The 13,467-nt window shown below is 67.7% G+C and carries 13 protein-coding genes; 10 read left to right on the forward strand and 3 right to left on the reverse strand.

Annotated elements, in window-relative coordinates:
- Positions 1-13 precede the first annotated feature (13 nt).
- From ACETK8_RS02215 to rbfA, 7 genes are all read left to right on the forward strand, one after another.
- Complete coding sequence (locus ACETK8_RS02215) at positions 14-685, forward strand: RNA-binding protein (protein ID WP_374037889.1); 672 nt, start codon at positions 14-16, stop codon at positions 683-685.
- Between the two features lie 252 nt (positions 686-937).
- Complete coding sequence (gene infB / locus ACETK8_RS02220; protein ID WP_374037890.1) at positions 938-3,943, forward strand: translation initiation factor IF-2; 3,006 nt, start codon at positions 938-940, stop codon at positions 3,941-3,943.
- A 141-nt stretch (positions 3,944-4,084) separates the two neighbouring features.
- Positions 4,085-4,915, forward strand: a complete 831-nt coding sequence (locus ACETK8_RS02225; RefSeq protein ID WP_374037891.1) for an NYN domain-containing protein — start codon at positions 4,085-4,087, stop codon at positions 4,913-4,915.
- On the forward strand, positions 4,912-5,406 hold the full coding sequence (locus tag ACETK8_RS02230) for a hypothetical protein (RefSeq protein WP_374037892.1): 495 nt from the start codon (positions 4,912-4,914) through the stop codon (positions 5,404-5,406). The genes ACETK8_RS02225 and ACETK8_RS02230 overlap by 4 nt, the downstream gene beginning before the upstream one ends.
- Entirely contained in the window at positions 5,406-6,104 is a 699-nt protein-coding gene (locus ACETK8_RS02235) for a DUF2459 domain-containing protein (RefSeq protein WP_374037893.1), read from the forward strand. Before ACETK8_RS02230 ends, ACETK8_RS02235 begins: the two co-directional genes overlap by 1 nt.
- Positions 6,104-6,859 carry a hypothetical protein gene (locus tag ACETK8_RS02240; protein WP_374037894.1) on the forward strand — a complete coding sequence of 252 codons (756 nt, stop codon included), beginning with the start codon at positions 6,104-6,106 and terminating at the stop codon, positions 6,857-6,859. Before ACETK8_RS02235 ends, ACETK8_RS02240 begins: the two co-directional genes overlap by 1 nt.
- A gap of 92 nt (positions 6,860-6,951) precedes the next feature.
- Positions 6,952-7,404, forward strand: a complete 453-nt coding sequence (gene rbfA, locus ACETK8_RS02245) for a 30S ribosome-binding factor RbfA (RefSeq protein WP_374037895.1) — start codon at positions 6,952-6,954, stop codon at positions 7,402-7,404.
- A gap of 8 nt (positions 7,405-7,412) precedes the next feature.
- Here rbfA and ACETK8_RS02250 read toward each other — a convergent pair whose 3' ends face one another.
- Entirely contained in the window at positions 7,413-8,009 is a 597-nt protein-coding gene (locus ACETK8_RS02250) for a hypothetical protein (protein ID WP_374037896.1), read from the reverse strand.
- Positions 8,010-8,059: 50 nt separating this feature from the next.
- Here ACETK8_RS02250 and truB point away from each other — a divergent pair, with 50 nt between their 5' ends.
- The 3 genes from truB to pnp all read left to right on the forward strand — a co-directional run bounded on the left by truB (position 8,060) and on the right by pnp (position 11,802).
- Positions 8,060-8,989 carry a tRNA pseudouridine(55) synthase TruB gene (gene truB, locus ACETK8_RS02255; protein WP_374037897.1) on the forward strand — a complete coding sequence of 310 codons (930 nt, stop codon included), beginning with the start codon at positions 8,060-8,062 and terminating at the stop codon, positions 8,987-8,989.
- Between the two features lie 14 nt (positions 8,990-9,003).
- Positions 9,004-9,273: a 30S ribosomal protein S15 gene (gene rpsO / locus ACETK8_RS02260; RefSeq protein ID WP_374037898.1), complete on the forward strand. Its 270-nt coding sequence runs from the start codon at positions 9,004-9,006 to the stop codon at positions 9,271-9,273.
- A gap of 297 nt (positions 9,274-9,570) precedes the next feature.
- Complete coding sequence (gene pnp, locus ACETK8_RS02265; RefSeq protein ID WP_374037899.1) at positions 9,571-11,802, forward strand: polyribonucleotide nucleotidyltransferase; 2,232 nt, start codon at positions 9,571-9,573, stop codon at positions 11,800-11,802.
- Between the two features lie 215 nt (positions 11,803-12,017).
- On the opposite strand, the gene ACETK8_RS02270 is transcribed toward pnp, so the two are convergent.
- Positions 12,018-12,416, reverse strand: coding sequence for a hypothetical protein (locus ACETK8_RS02270; protein WP_374037900.1), 399 nt, complete (start codon positions 12,414-12,416; stop codon positions 12,018-12,020).
- Positions 12,417-12,707: 291 nt separating this feature from the next.
- Complete coding sequence (gene rph, locus ACETK8_RS02275) at positions 12,708-13,442, reverse strand: ribonuclease PH (protein ID WP_374037901.1); 735 nt, start codon at positions 13,440-13,442, stop codon at positions 12,708-12,710.
- Positions 13,443-13,467 lie beyond the last annotated feature (25 nt).

Below are 13,467 nucleotides of genomic sequence, written 5' to 3' on the forward strand. Positions count from 1 at the left end.
GAAACCGCCGTCCATGAGCCTTCGCGACGCGACGATCGATAGAGAGCGCCGGGACCTGGTCACCCACCAGGCTCTCGACGAGTCTCGCCTGATCCGTTTCGTCGCCGGCCCGGACGGCGGCGTCGCTCCCGACCTGGGCAGGAAACTGCCCGGTCGCGGCATGTGGGTGGAGGCGTCGCGCGCCTCCATCGACACGGCCGTGAAGAAGAACCTGTTCTCACGCTCGGCCAAGACCCAGCTGAAACCGTCGGCGGATCTGGCCGATCGGGTCGAAACCCTGCTGGTTCGGCGCTGTCTGGACCAACTGGGTCTTGCCCGACGCGAAGGCGTGCTTATCTCGGGCTTCGAGAAATCCGCCGCCGCCATCCGTTCGGGCAAGGCCGCCTGGCTGATCGAGGCCTCCGACGGGGCCGCCGACGGGCGCGGAAAGATGCTGTCCCTGGCGCGACATCAGACGACGCAGGTCTGCGGCGCCTTCAGCGCGAACGATTTGAGTTTGGCCCTCGGGCTGGAAAATGCGATACACGCCGTCCTGCTTGCCGGAGGGCGAGCGGATCGATGGGGCCAGGAGGCCTGGCGATTGGCGGGATTTCGACCGCTCCGACCCCCGGAGTGGGACCTTCCAAGAGGGTCCAGCGGCGGGAGCGGGTCAGACGAAGACCCAGGAGACGAGCCCAGAGCCTGATCGGCTGAGGGGGATCAGCTTCGCTGATCCACTGATGCCGTGAATCAGGCTCCAGGTTCAAGCGAGAGCTTGATTCACGCTTTCTGCGGAACCCCGGAGGGGTTCCTCCGAAAACGATCAAGCTCATGCGGGCGGACTGACGGGCGGGGCTCGTTCCTTTCAAGGGGCGGGATTCGCACGGCTTTTTGCGTTTGACGAGACGAATTTTTGAGACGACCGGCGGACTTTTCCGCCCACGAGTAAAGCGACCGGATGAGCGACGAAAACGACAAGACCAACGACGGCCAGAACGCTGGCGGACCGACCGGAACCCCGTCCACGACGGGACCGCGCGCGCCGCTGAGCCTGAAGCCGCGCGCCACGGGATCGGTTTCGACCGGCACCGTGCGCCAGAGCTTCAGCCATGGCCGGACCAAGACGGTGGTCGTCGAGACCAAGCGCCGCCCGGGCGCGCCCGCAGGCGGTGGTCACCAGCGCCCGCAGGGCTTCGACGTCGCGCGTCCGCGTCCTGAAGGCGCGGCGCCGCAAGCCTCCGCGCCGCGCCCGCAGGTTTCGCAGCCCGCCGGCGGCCGCCTGTCCAACGAGGAACAGGAAGCCCGTCGCCGCGCCATCGAGACGGCGACCCAGGCCCAGGCCGAACGCGCCGCCGCCGCCGCCGCCGAACAGGCGCGCCGCGACGCCGCCGCTCGCGAACAGGCCGCCGCCGCCGCCGCCGCCGCCAACGCCGCCCAGGCCGAGGCCGCCGCCGCCAAGGCCGCCGCCGAAGCCGCCCGCGCCGAGGCCGCCAAACTGGCCGCCGCCGCTCCGCCCCCGACCGCCAAGCCCGCCGCGCGGGCGCCGGCCGCCCCGACCCCGGCGCCCGCCGCTCCGGTCGCCGCGGCGCCGACGCCGGCTCCCGCGCCGGCCGCCCCGGCCCGTCCGGCCCCGCCGGCGCGTCCGGTGGTCAATTTCGGCCAGCGCACGCCCAAGCCGGGCAACCCACAGCGCGCCCCCATCGACCGTCCGGCCTTCGGCGGCCGTTCGGCCCGTGAAGAGGCCATGGGCGGCGGCGAGAAATCCTATTCGGACCGTCCGACCCCGTCGGCCCGTCCCTCGGCCCCGGCCCGTCCGGCCGAGCCCGTCCGCTATTCGGCCCTGACCCCGCGTCCGGCTCCCGGCGCGGCCCGCCCCGGCGGCGCCCGCACCGGCCCCGGCGGCCGTCCGGCCCCGAACGCGCCCCCGGCCGAGCCCAACGTCCTGCGTCCGGCCCGCGCACCGGGCACCGGCTTCGCCCGTCCCGGCAAGCCCGAGGACGATCGCGACAAGCGTTTCTCGGACGCCGGCAAGGCCGTCAGCCGCACGCGCGGCGAGCCCAAGCGCCGCGAAGGCCGCCTGACCATCCAGTCCGTGGCCGGCGACGGCGACACGGCCGAGCGGATGCGTTCGCTGGCCTCGGTCCGTCGCGCTCGCGAACGTGAAAAGGAAAAGCGCAAGGGCGGCTCGACCGATACGCCGAACCGTCCGCGCGAAGTGGTCATTCCCGACACCATCACCGTCGGCGAACTGGCCAACCGGATGGCCGTGCGTGGCGTCGACATCATCAAATTCCTGATGCGTCAGGGCATGATGATGAAGATCAACGACGTGATCGATTCCGACACCGCCGAACTGGTGGCCGACGAATACGGCATGACGGTCAAGCGCGTCTCGGAAAGCGACGTCGAAGAGGGCTTCCTGTCCGACACGACGGACGACGAGGCGACCACGCCGCGCGCCCCGGTCGTGGCCATCATGGGCCACGTCGACCATGGCAAGACCTCGCTGCTCGACGCGCTGCGCACCACCGACGTGGCGGGCGGCGAAGCCGGCGGCATCACCCAGCACATCGGCGCCTATCAGGTGCGGACGCCCTCGGGCGAGGCGGTCACCTTCCTCGACACCCCGGGTCACGCGGCCTTCAGCGCCATGCGGACGCGCGGCGCCACCGTCACCGACATCGTCATCCTGGTGGTGGCGGCCGATGACGGCGTCATGCCCCAGACGATCGAGTCGATCTCGCACGCCAAGGCTGCGGGCGCCCCGATCATCGTGGCGGTCAACAAGATCGACAAGCCGGACGCCGATCCGCAGAAGGTCGTCAACGAGCTGCTGCAATACGAGATCATCGGCGAAGCCCTGGGCGGCGACACCCAGATCGTCGAGGTTTCGGCCAAGGCCCGCACCAACCTGGACGGCCTGATCGAGGCCATCCTGCTGCAGGCCGAGGTCATGGACCTTAAGGCCGATCCGGACCGTTCGGCCGAAGGCGTGGTCATCGAGGCCAAGCTGGACAAGGGTCGCGGCCCGGTCGCCACCGTCCTGGTCAAGCGCGGCACCCTGAAGCGCGGCGACATCGTCGTGGCCGGCTCCGCCTGGGGCAAGGTCCGCGCGCTGCTGAACGAGCGCAACGAGCAGCTGACCGAAGCCGGTCCGTCGGTTCCGGTCGAGATCCTGGGTCTGGACGAGGCCCCGTCGCCCGGCGAACCGCTGGCCGTCGTGGACTCCGAAGCCCGCGCCCGCGAGCTGACCGAGTACCGCGCCCGCGTGAAGCGCGAGAAGGCCACCGGCGGCATCAACCAGGTCAGCCTGGTCGACATGATGTCCAAGCTGGGATCGAAGAAGATCAACGAGCTGCCGGTCGTCATCAAGTCGGACGTCCAGGGCTCGGGCGAGGCCATCCAGGGCTCGCTGGAGAAGATGGGCAACGACGAAGTCCGCGCCCGCGTCGTCTATTCGGGCGCCGGCGGCATCACGGAATCGGACGTCCAGCTGGCCAAGTCGGCCGGGGCCCCGATCCTGGGCTTCAACGTCCGCGCCTCGAAACAGGCTCGCGACCTGGCCGACCGCGAGGGCGTGGAGATCCGCTACTACTCGATCATCTACGACCTGCTGGACGACATGAAGGGCGTGCTGTCGGGCATGCTGGCGCCGCTGCAACGGGAAACCTTCCTGGGCAACGCGGCCGTGCTTCAGGTCTTCGACATCTCCAAGACCGGCAAGATCGCCGGTTGCCGGGTGTCCGAAGGCGTGGTCCGCAAGGGCGCCAAGGTCCGGATCATCCGCGACGACGTCGTGGTTCTGGAACTGGGCACCCTGCAGACGCTCAAGCGCTTCAAGGACGAGGTCAACGAGGTCCCGTCGGGCCAGGAGTGCGGCATGCACTTCCAGGGCTTCCAGGACATCAAGGTCGGCGACTACATCGAGTGCTTCACCGTCGAGGAAGTCAAACGGTCGCTGTAGGACTTTCACATTCAAGTTGACATTTGTCGCGGTTTTCGCGACAAGGAACCATCCTTCTTTGCTGGCTTATTTTACCCGCGAGCGAAGTTTGGATTACATAAGGGCTCCTTCGGGAGCCCTTTTCCTTTTCTGAGGTGGCCAATGGCTCGAGTGGCAGTTTTCGTCGACGCGGGCTATTTTTTCGCGGGCGGCGCAACCGCCATCTCCGGCTCGTCCAGGCCGCGTCAGACGCTGAAGCTTAACGAGACTGCAGCGATTTCCGAGCTGCGAGACGTGGCATCATCAAAGAGTGACGGCGGCGATTTTCTGAGAATCTATTGGTATGATGCTCCGCCCCCCGGTGGACGTTTGGGCGTCCACCACATCGCGCTAGCGTTCTCAGATCACTTAAAGCTCCGCCTCGGTGTCCTGAATAATGCGGGCCAACAAAAGGGAGTCGACTCGCTAATCGTGACGGACCTCATCGAATTGGCCCGTAACAATGCGATCACCGACGCTCTGCTAGTCTCCGGCGATGAGGATGTGCGTATCGGCGTCCAGATCGCGCAAAGCTTTGGAGTCCGAGTCCATTTGCTCGGAATGGAGCCGCTGCGCCGCTCGCTGTCCGATCTGCTCATGCAGGAAGCGGACACCACTACAGAATGGTCTGCTGAGACCATCAGAAAGTTTCTTGATTATGTCCCGGAAGAGCGCCCGCCCGCTCCGGAAGCCGACGCGGGCACAACCAAGGAACATGCCAACGAGCAACTTGATCGTGTCGTCCGAGCCGTCGTGGACCAGTTATCGACGACAGATATCGCTGCCTTGGAAGCTTTCTGGGAGGGCCAGAAAGGATTGCCGTCAGACTATGACCGCCCCCTGCTCGGAAAGTGCAAGGCGGCAGCGGGTCGTGATCTCGATGCACGTGAAAAAACCACGATGCGCACGCTGTTTGTGAAGCTTGTTCGCGAACGAATGTCTGGCTCGGAATGAAAGCGTTGAAACTCGCTGTGGTTTTCTCGATCACAGCATCGCCGGCCCTGGCGGATACGCGCTATCTGGCCTTCGATCCGTCCGACCGGGTCACCCGCGCCCTGACGCGGGGCATTACGCTTGAGGTCGAGCGCGGCTGGTTCGGGGCGGTCAGCGTCCGGCGCATCATCTCCACCTCGGCGCGGGGCTCGGCGACCATCTCGCGCGGCGGGCCGGATCAGGCGCGGGGCGTCCTGCCGGAGGGCTCCGGCGAGACCAGCGTCTATTCCATCGCCCAGGAAGGCGACGGTCGGGGTCTGGCGCGGGCGCTCTGTCCCGGCGCCGAGGCCACCTATCTGGTGGTCGGGCGGGTCCGGGCCGGGCGGCCCATCGTCATGCACGGCGCGGGGCGGTGGAGCGACGGGACCTTCCGCCACTGCGTGACCCTGTCCTACAACTACCGCGGCGAATGGAGCCTTCCGCCGCGCTCCTCGGCCTCCGGAGCCGAGTGATGCGAACCGTGGGGGCCTTCCTGCTGGCGGGCGTCCTCGGACTGATCGTCGCCCTGTGGACCTGGACGCGGCCGGGCGATCCCGTTTTTCTTCACCAGCCGGACACGGGCGGGGTCACCATCCACGTCCTCAACAACGGCTTCCACACCGATATCGCCGTGCCGCGCGCGGCGCTCGAAGCTGGAGGCGGACCGTTGGCCGAAGCGTCGCGCTCGGTCGGGCCGGGGGACTGGATCCTGATCGGCTGGGGCGATGCGAAATTCTTCGTCGATCAGTCGCCGATGGAGGGGCGGATTCCGGACGGCCTTCGCGCCTTCTTCCGACCCGGCAACGCCTCCGTCGTGATGCTGGACCCGGAGACGGGCGATCCGGCGCGTCGTTTCGAACCGGGGATGCGCCGGACCCTGACCCTGTCGCCCGAGGCCTTCGCCGGATTGCGCGGCCGGGTGCAGGGCTCGCTCATCCTGATCGAGGGTCGTCCCCAGCTCTCGACGTCCCGGCCGGGCGACGGCGCCCACTTCTTCGCCAGCCGGGAGCATTTCTGGATCGGCTACCTGTGCAACAGCTGGACCGCACGGGTGTTGAATGCGGCGGGCCTGCCGATCCGGCCGGCGCGTTCGGTGACCGCGGGCGAGGTCATCGCCGCCGTCGACCGTAGCGTCAGGACCGCCCTTTCGTTCTCCGGAGATCGGCCTTGATGATCCGCACCACGCTCGCCGCCTGCGCCCTCGCCCTTCTCGCGGCCTGCCAGCAACCGGCCGGCACGACCGAGCAGCCAGCGGCCGCGTCCGAAGCTCCAGCGACCGCTCCGGCCCCGGCCGGGATCGCGATGACGAGCGCCGACGAAGGCGCCGCCTTCCAGGCCGCCTGGGGCTCGGCGCCGCCGGTGACCTGGCGCGCGCCGGACGCGAAGCCCGACGACGAGACGATGACCTATTCCAAGGGGACGCTGGTGCCTCTGGGCGGCGACCGGTTCGCCCTGGTGTCGGAAGGCCAGGGCGGCGAGGGCCATGTCTCGGCGGGAGCCCTGGCCGTCCACTATCTGACCCGGACCCCGGCGGGCTTCACCCGCACCGGCGCCTGGCCGAACATCATCAGCGGCGGCACCTTCGGCAGTCCGCCGCAATGGTTGATCCGCACCGACCTGACCCCGGCCCCGGCCCTGGTGACCGAGGCGGGCGGAACCTGGCAGGGCTATTCCTGCTCCTGGTCCGACGTGGTCGAACTGACGCCCCGGCAGCCCATCGTGCGAACCGAGGGCATTCCCGTCGGCTATGACGACAGCGGCGCCAAGGAACAGGGCGCGGCGGACATGGAGGGGACCTTGAGCCCCGACATCAAGGGCCAGAGCTTCAGCGTCCGCTACTCGGGCGACCGGACCGGCGTCGTCCGCTACGCCCTGAGAGGCCAGCGCTACGAGGCGACCACGAAGCCGGACCTGCTCACCTGCTGAAATTGGACAGGCGGCGTCGAGAGGACTAGACCGCCCGCCTTTCGCTTTTCAGCCGGGTCCGAGCCCCGGCGGGTGAATACGGAGACCCAGCCATGGGCAAACAACATACCCGCAACGCCTCCGGTCCGTCCGGCCCCTCCCAGCGCCAATTGCGCGCCGGCGAACTGATCCGCCACGCCCTCGTCGAGGTCTTCCGCGAGGAGGAGATCCACGACGAGGCCCTGAAGGGGGTGTCGATCACGGTGACCGAGGTCCGCCTGTCGCCCGACCTGAAGCACGCCACCTGTTTCGTGGAGCCGCTCGGCGCCGGGGTGGAGACGGCCGAGACCGCCGGTCACGAGACCCAGATCATCAAGGCGCTGAACGCCCATGCGAAATTCCTGCGCGGTCAGCTGGGTCGGCATATCGACATGAAATTCACGCCGGACCTGCGCTTCCGTCACGACGAGAGCTTCGACGCCGCCAGCCGCATCGACGCCCTGTTCGACGACCCGCGCGTCCGGGCCGATCTGGAACGCCGGGAAGAGGACGACGACGGCGAATGATCGCCCGGTCAGGTCGTCAGGCCGAACTCGTCGACAAGAAACCCATACCAGTCCGGCATGGCCGTCCGCAGCCGCTCGCGGCTCAACGGCGGCCGCGCCGCCCGGCCCCACAGGGCGACCGAGGCGGTCATGGCGAAGAACTCGTTCCGGTTGGTCAGCATATAGGCCTGGGCGGGCCAGTCTCCGCTTGCGCGCGCCACCTCGAAGGCGGCGACCAGCTGTGGGTTGTCGCGCGCGCCGCTCAGACGTTGAGCCTGATAGCCGTGCAGCAGTTCGTGCAGCAGGACGGGGTTCTCGGGCGGGGATGTTTCGTCGTTCAGCGTCAGGCCGTTGCGGCCGAACCGGCCGGGCATGTTCAGGGCCGGATCGACGGTGATGCGGATGCTGCGGAACCAGGCCTTGATGTCGTCCCGGATGTTGAGGCTTTCGACGAGGTCGATCTGTTGGCGGATCCAGCCCGCGACGGCGCTTCGGTCGCCCTGCATGGCGCCCATGTCCACGGTGAAGCCGCGATGGTCGAAGACCGCATCCTCGGCCGCCAAGACGGGCGTCCCGATGGCGGCCAACAGGCCGGCCGTCAGGATGCGGCGGTTCACGGTCGTCATTCTGCGGGCTCCGGGGTCTGTATCGCTTCCTCTTATACGGAGATCGGCTGATGGGCCGTCGCAAGAAGGGTCAGCCGGTCCACGGCTGGGTTTGTCTAGACAAGCCGTTCGAGATGGGATCGACCGAGGCGGTCACGAAGATCCGCAGGCTGTTCGACGCCCAGAAGGCCGGACATGCGGGGACGCTGGATCCGCTGGCCTCGGGCATCCTGCCCATTGCGCTGGGCGAAGCGACCAAGACGGTCCCCTTCATGATGGAGGCGGAGAAGGTCTATCGCTTCACCGTCAACTGGGGCGTCTCGACCGACAGCGTCGACCGCGAGGGCGAGATCATCGGCCGGTCCGACGTGCGCCCGTCGCTGGAGGCGGTGAAGGCGGCCCTGCCGGCCTTCGTCGGCGACATCCAGCAGACCCCGCCCCGGTTCAGCGCCATCAAGGTCGACGGCCAGCGCGCCTATGACCTGGCCCGCGAGGGTGCCGAATTCGAGCTGGAAAGCCGGCCGGTCACCATCCACGAGGCCGAGGTCACCGATGCGCCCGACGCCGACCACGTCGAGATCACCATCCGCACCGGCAAGGGCGTCTATGTGCGCTCGCTGGCGCGCGATCTGGCCCTGGCCCTGGGCGCCGAGGGGCATGTCTCGGCCCTCAGGCGCGAGCGGGTGGGGCCGTTTTCGGTGGAGAACGCCGTCACACTGGATTTCCTGACCGATCTGGTGCATAGGGACGCCGCCTTTGAAGGCCTACTGCCCGTTGCGACCGCCCTGGACGACATCCCGGAGCTGGCCGTGACGGACCAGGACGCCTTCTCGCTTCGTCAGGGACGACCGATCGTTCTGCTCCCCCGACAGGTCGAGACGCTGAAGAGCCGCCTCAAGGACGGCTCCCGCACCGTTTCCGCCTTCCAGGGACAGACCCTCGTCGCTCTCGGTCAGATGCGGGCCGGCCGGCTAGAACCCGACCGCGTTTTCAATCTCTAACTCTGGAGAACACGATGTCGATTACTGCTGAACGCAAGAACGAAGTCATCGCCGACAACGCCCGCTCCGCCGGCGACACCGGCTCGGCCGAGGTTCAGGTCGCGATCCTGTCGGAGCGCATCGCCAACCTCACCGAACACTTCAAGACGCACAAGAAGGACAACCACTCGCGCCGCGGCCTGCTCAAGATGGTCTCGCAGCGCCGTCGCCTTCTGGACCACCTGAACAAGGTCGATAAGGAGCGTTACACCGCCCTGATCACCAAGCTGGGCCTGCGCCGCTAAGCGCTGTCCAAGACCAGGATTTCGAGGCGCGGGCCATGTCCGCGCCTCTTTCCGTACCTAACGACCGGCGCGCCGCCGGAAGACAATGGCGCATGAACCCGATCGGCAGAGGCTCTGGCCGACGCCGTGAATCGGGTTCTTACTAGAATGACGCGAGGGCCAGAGCGGTCCTCTTCTGAGGAACCTTTCGCCATGGGGCGAGGGGCTTTTGGATCGAAGGACTGAACACCCGACGCATCCGCACCCACTGATGGGACTCCGCCGGGAATACGCCCGCCGGGAGACGAAAGACGAAACATGTTCGATATCAAACGCAAGACGATCGACTGGGCCGGCCGCCCGCTGACGCTGGAAACGGGCCGCATCGCCCGCCAGGCCGACGGCGCCGTTCTGGCCACCTACGGCGAGACCGTCGTCCTCGCCACCGTCGTCTACGGTCGCGCGCCCAAGCCGGGCCTGGATTTCTTCCCGCTGACCGTCAACTACCAGGAAAAGACCTTCGCCGCCGGCAAGATCCCGGGCGGCTACTTCAAGCGTGAAGGCCGTCCGACCGAGAAGGAGACCCTGGTCTCCCGCCTGATCGACCGTCCGATCCGCCCGCTGTTCGTCAAGGGCTTCAAGAACGAGACCCAGGTCGTCGTCACCGTCCTGCAGCACGATCTGGAGAACGATCCGGACGTCGTCGCCATGGTCGCCACCTCGGCCGCCCTGACCATCTCGGGCGTGCCCTTCATGGGTCCGATCGGCGGCGCGCGCGTCGGCTACATCGACGGCGAGCTGGTCCTGAACCCGACCATCGACCAGATGCCCGACTCGGCCCTGGACCTGGTCGTCGCCGGTACGACCGACGCCCTGATGATGGTGGAATCCGAGGCTAAAGAGCTGTCGGAAGACACCTTCCTGGAAGCCCTGATGTTCGCCCACAAGGGCATGCAGCCGGTCATCGAGGCCATCATCGAACTGGCCGAACACGCCGCCAAGGAGCCCTTCGACTTCACCGCCGAGGACCACTCGGACGTCGTGACCTCGATCCAGTCGCTGGTCGGCGAGGACATCAAGGCCGCCTACACCCACGTCGCCAAGCATGACCGCCACGCCGCGGTCGGCGCCGCCAAGAAGAAGGCCGCCGAGGCCCTGGTGAAGACCGACGAGAACCCGGACGGCGTCGAGCCGGCCAAGTTCTCGACCGCCTTCAAGGAATGCGAAGCCCACGTCCTGCGTCGCGACATCATCGACAATGGTCACCGCGTCGACGGCCGGGCCCTGGACAAGGTCCGTTCGATCGTCTCGGAAGTCGGCGTCTTCCCGCGCACCCACGGTTCGGCCCTGTTCACCCGGGGTGAGACCCAGGCCATCGTCGTCGCCACCCTCGGCACCGGCGAGGACGAGCAGTACATCGACGCCCTGACCGGGACGTACAAAGAGAAGTTCCTGCTGCACTACAACTTCCCTCCCTACTCGGTCGGCGAGACCGGTCGTATGGGCGGTGCGGGTCGTCGTGAAATCGGCCACGGCAAGCTGGCCTGGCGGGCCATCCGTCCGATGCTGCCGTCGGCGGAAGACTTCCCCTACACGATCCGCCTGGTGTCGGAGATCACCGAGTCGAACGGCTCGTCCTCGATGGCCACGGTCTGCGGTTCGTCGCTGGCCCTGATGGACGCCGGTGTCCCCCTGAAGAAGCCCGTCTCGGGCATCGCCATGGGCCTGATCCTGGAGCCGTCGGGCGAGTTCGCCATCCTGTCGGACATCTTGGGTGACGAAGACCACCTGGGCGACATGGACTTCAAGGTCGCCGGCACGCGTGACGGCATCACCTCGCTGCAGATGGACATCAAGGTCGCCGGCATCACCGAAGAGATCATGAAGAAGGCCATCGCCCAGGCTTCGGCCGGCCGCCTTCACATCCTCGACGAGATGGACAAGGCCATCGACGGCGCCCGCACCGAGCTGGGCGAGTTCGCGCCGAAGATCGAGTCCATCAAGGTCCCGGTCGACAAGATCCGCGACATCATCGGCACCGGCGGCAAGATCATCCGCGAGATCGTCGAAAAGACCGGCGCCAAGATCAACATCGAGGACGACGGCACGGTGAAGATCGCCGCCTCGGAACAAGAGAAGATCGACGCCGCCAAGAACTGGATCTCGTCGATCGTGTCCGAGCCCGAACCCGGCATGATCTACTCCGGCAAGGTCGTGAAGGTCGTCGATTTCGGCGCCTTCGTGAACTTCTTCGGCGCCAAGGACGGTCTGGTCCACGTCTCGCAGATCTCGCTGGAACGCGTCGCCAACCCGGCGGACGTCCTGGCCGAGGGTCAAGAGGTCAAGGTCAAGTTCCTGGGCTTCGACGACCGCGGCAAGACCAAGCTGTCGATGAAGGTCGTCGATCAGGAAACCGGTGAGGACATCACCGACAAGATCAACGCCGAACGCGCCGAACGGGGCGAGCCGCCTCTGACGGAAGACACCGGCGGCGGCAAGAAGCGCGAAGGCGGCGACGGTGGCCGCGGCCGTCGTCCGCGTCGCGACTAAGGTCCGGCGTCACTGCTGAAAAGAACGAGGCCCCGCTGGAAACGGCGGGGCCTTTGTTTTTGTCTCCCTCCCCCTCGGGGGAGGGTGGTCGGAGCCGAAGGTGGAGACCGGGTGGGGGCGGCAAGGCAAGGCCGCACAGACCTGTGTCCGCGTCGCCTTGTCCTCCCCACCCCGTCGCTTCGCGACGACCCTCCCCCGAGGGGGAGGGAGAAGCGTTAAGCCGCGCACTCGGCCGGCTTGGCCTCGCCGGGGCCGTACATGGCGCAGGAGCGGTCGATCTCGTCCTGGATGAGGGCGCAGGCGTTGGCGGGGTTGCAGGGCGGGTGACTGGCGGGGCTGACCATGGTGCAGCGTTCGGCCAGACGGTTCGCGGCGGCCGCGCCGACCTGGTCGGTGCAGGTCTGGTCGGCGGCGCCCAGGTGTTCGCCTTCGTCCGGCCCGGCTTCTTCCTGGGGCGGGGCGTCCTCGGGCATGACCGGGCCCGCGTCGGCGGCAGGGGCGGAGGTCGCGGCGGCGGCATCCTCGGCGGGGGCGGCGGTCTCGGGCGAGCCGCAGGCGGCCAGCGAGAAGGACATCAGGCTGATGAGGGCGAGGGCGGCGGGAACACGGACCATGGCGGCGTCTCCGGTGCGATCGGGAAAACGCGACGATGACCGTGTTCTGGGCTGCTGGATAGTCCGTTTCGTCCGGACGAACGCTACCGTGACGAAACATGACGAAACGGACGAAACCATTTCGGCGACCCTTGAAAATCAAGGGGTTGGCGTTTCGGTCCCGCTGAAGGCGTCAGCGGTTCGGACGAAACGGCGGCTGGATTGTCAAAGACCGGCCTCCCGGAAGTGGGCGGCCGGTCTCGTCGGCGCAAGGGGTCCGTATGAATAAATTCACACAGACCCGGCTTTGCCTCAGGCGCGACGGGCCAGGGCCTCGTCCACGGCGGCCTTCTGCAGGGCGAACAGCTGGTTGCAGCCGGCCTCGGCCAGCTGGAACAGGCGGTCGAACTCGGGGCGGGAGAAGCCGCGCTTCTCGCCGGTGGCCTGGATCTCGACGATGGTCCCCGAGCCGGTCAGGATGAAGTTCCCGTCGGCCTCGGCGTTGGAATCCTCCTCGTAGTCGAGGTCGGCGACCGGCGTGTCGTTGAAGACGCCGCAGGAGATGGCGGCGACCTGATCGAGGATCGGATCGGCCGACAGCACGCCCTCGGCGCGCAGGTAGCCGAGGGCCGAGGCCATCGCGACCCAGGCGCCGGTGATGGAGGCGGTGCGGGTGCCGCCGTCGGCCTGGATGACGTCGCAGTCGATCAGGACCTGACGCTCGCCCAGGGCCTTCAGGTCGACGACGGCGCGAAGCGAGCGGCCGATCAGGCGCTGGATCTCCTGGGTGCGGCCCGACTGTTTGCCGGCGGCGGCCTCGCGGCGGCCGCGCGTGTGGGTGGCGCGGGGCAGCATGCCGTATTCGGCCGTGACCCAGCCCTGGCCGGTGTTGCGCATCCAGCCCGGCACCTTTTCCTCGATCGAGGCGGTGACCAGCACCTTGGTGTGGCCGAACGAGACGAGGCACGAGCCCTCGGCATAGCGGTTGACGCCCGTCTCCAGCGTCACGGTGCGGAGCTGTTCGGGGGTGCGTTCGGAGGGGCGCATGGGAATGTCCTAAGGCGTTGGCGGA

It is taken from the genome of Brevundimonas staleyi, assembly GCF_041893865.1.
Classification (GTDB): domain Bacteria; phylum Pseudomonadota; class Alphaproteobacteria; order Caulobacterales; family Caulobacteraceae; genus Brevundimonas; species Brevundimonas staleyi.

Excerpts from the sequence above, each read along its gene's own strand:
- ACETK8_RS02215 (WP_374037889.1), top strand. The coding sequence starts at position 14 with ATGAGCCTTCGCGACGCGACGATCGATAGAGAGCGCCGGGACCTGGTC.
- infB (WP_374037890.1), top strand. The coding sequence starts at position 938 with ATGAGCGACGAAAACGACAAGACCAACGACGGCCAGAACGCTGGCGGA.
- ACETK8_RS02225 (WP_374037891.1), top strand. The coding sequence starts at position 4,085 with ATGGCTCGAGTGGCAGTTTTCGTCGACGCGGGCTATTTTTTCGCGGGC.
- ACETK8_RS02230 (WP_374037892.1), top strand. The coding sequence starts at position 4,912 with ATGAAAGCGTTGAAACTCGCTGTGGTTTTCTCGATCACAGCATCGCCG.
- ACETK8_RS02235 (WP_374037893.1), top strand. The coding sequence starts at position 5,406 with ATGCGAACCGTGGGGGCCTTCCTGCTGGCGGGCGTCCTCGGACTGATC.
- ACETK8_RS02240 (WP_374037894.1), top strand. The coding sequence starts at position 6,104 with ATGATCCGCACCACGCTCGCCGCCTGCGCCCTCGCCCTTCTCGCGGCC.
- rbfA (WP_374037895.1), top strand. The coding sequence starts at position 6,952 with ATGGGCAAACAACATACCCGCAACGCCTCCGGTCCGTCCGGCCCCTCC.
- ACETK8_RS02250 (WP_374037896.1), bottom strand. The coding sequence starts at position 8,009 with ATGACGACCGTGAACCGCCGCATCCTGACGGCCGGCCTGTTGGCCGCC.
- truB (WP_374037897.1), top strand. The coding sequence starts at position 8,060 with ATGGGCCGTCGCAAGAAGGGTCAGCCGGTCCACGGCTGGGTTTGTCTA.
- rpsO (WP_374037898.1), top strand. The coding sequence starts at position 9,004 with ATGTCGATTACTGCTGAACGCAAGAACGAAGTCATCGCCGACAACGCC.
- pnp (WP_374037899.1), top strand. The coding sequence starts at position 9,571 with ATGTTCGATATCAAACGCAAGACGATCGACTGGGCCGGCCGCCCGCTG.
- ACETK8_RS02270 (WP_374037900.1), bottom strand. The coding sequence starts at position 12,416 with ATGGTCCGTGTTCCCGCCGCCCTCGCCCTCATCAGCCTGATGTCCTTC.
- rph (WP_374037901.1), bottom strand. The coding sequence starts at position 13,442 with ATGCGCCCCTCCGAACGCACCCCCGAACAGCTCCGCACCGTGACGCTG.